Consider the following 1,348-nt stretch of genomic DNA (forward strand, 5'->3'; position numbering starts at 1 on the left):
TCGGCCAGAAGCGGCCATTCTTCCTACAAGCAATTTTTGTCAGAAATGGTTTTGTAAGCTGCCGTTGAAATGCAGGTTGCGAGGAACGGTCGCTTACCAAAAACGAGCCTCCATCGCATAGGGTACAAATTAGGAACTAACCATGAACCCCGAAGCTGTCTCTCGGTGCTTGGTCGCGTTCGTTCAAGCCATAATCTCGTATGACCGACGCGACGCGCAAACGGTAATTTGCGAATACCCCATGGCGTCCCTCGCTTTGAGCAAGGCGATGTTCATCCTGATTGCGCCACGCACGAACAGCTTCTTCATCGCGCCAAAACGAAAGGGATAGATATTTACCTTTCGTCGTCAGACTTTCAAAGCGCTCGATGGAAATGAAGCCATCAATTTTTTCCAATTCGGGGCGAAGCGAAGCAGCGATTTCGAAATAGCTACTTGCCTTATTTTCTTCCGGCCAAACCTCAAAAATCACTGCAATCATCTTTTTTCCTCATGTTCGGTGAGCCGACTCTCAAGCTGAGTACTTACCTTCGGCCATTCATCATCAATAATGCTATATCGTATGGATGTGCGCTTGCGGCCATTTGGCATTATTCGTTCATTCCGAATAATGCCCTCTTGAACAGCGCCAATACGCAGAATGGCCGCTTTGGAGCGCTCGTTCAACAAATCAGTTGTAAACTGAACGCGAATACATTGAAGCTGCTCAAAGGCGTATCGCAGCAATAACAGCTTGCTCTCTGTATTTGCAGCCGTCCTTTGCCAACTCTGTGAATACCATGTGTGGCCAATTTCGAGCTTGCGATTCTCTCGGTCAATCTTCCAGAAACGCGTTGAACCAATGATGCTTTGGTCACCGCTGAGAGTAATGGCAAACGGCATAACACTCCCTTCGGCTTGCCCCCTCAGTGCTTTATCGATGTAGTCATCAACTGTCTCGGCAGAAGGAATAACGGTGAATGGTAGTGACCAAAGTTCTCCATCCGCAGCGGCGTCAATAAGCGACTGGGCATCGGTATGAAGTAATGGGCGTAGCGTGACGAGAGAGCCTTGTAGCGTAGGAGTCATCTTTTTTGAGCTAACAGTTAGCTTTCTGTGGATGTGGGATTCTTAAGCTCATATGGCGGATTGGATTCGTTCCATCGTTGGAGTATTGACGGGCAGTAGTGCCAAGGCTCCGCAGGATTCTCGAGAAATACAGTTGTTTGTATATATAACCACGCTTGGCTATCCAGGCCAAAGAAAACGCCAATTTTCAGTCAGTCGATTGTTCGTCCAACTGCATTGTCCGCTTCAGAACGCATTGCCGAGATTGCCAGTTTTACAGCCAAGTTCCGCTTAGGGTCGA

Annotated in this window: 2 protein-coding genes; both read right to left on the bottom strand. The window is 48.1% G+C overall.

Annotated features, from left to right (window positions below):
* Positions 1 to 136 precede the first annotated feature (136 nt).
* Entirely contained in the window at positions 137 to 481 is a 345-nt protein-coding gene (locus tag AACO21_RS16630) for an antibiotic biosynthesis monooxygenase (RefSeq protein WP_346193640.1), read from the bottom strand.
* The gene (locus tag AACO21_RS16635; protein WP_346193641.1) at positions 478 to 1,068 is read right to left on the bottom strand and encodes a GNAT family protein; all 591 of its coding nucleotides are present in this window, start codon (positions 1,066 to 1,068) and stop codon (positions 478 to 480) included. The genes AACO21_RS16630 and AACO21_RS16635 overlap by 4 nt, the downstream gene beginning before the upstream one ends.
* Positions 1,069 to 1,348 lie beyond the last annotated feature (280 nt).

Origin of the sequence: Dechloromonas sp. ZS-1, from assembly GCF_039649255.1 — a bacterium.
Classification (GTDB): domain Bacteria; phylum Pseudomonadota; class Gammaproteobacteria; order Burkholderiales; family Rhodocyclaceae; genus Azonexus.

Bases quoted from the DNA above. Each gene is read 5' to 3' on its own strand.
- AACO21_RS16630 (WP_346193640.1), bottom strand. From the start codon at position 481: ATGATTGCAGTGATTTTTGAGGTTTGGCCGGAAGAAAATAAGGCAAGT.
- AACO21_RS16635 (WP_346193641.1), bottom strand. From the start codon at position 1,068: ATGACTCCTACGCTACAAGGCTCTCTCGTCACGCTACGCCCATTACTT.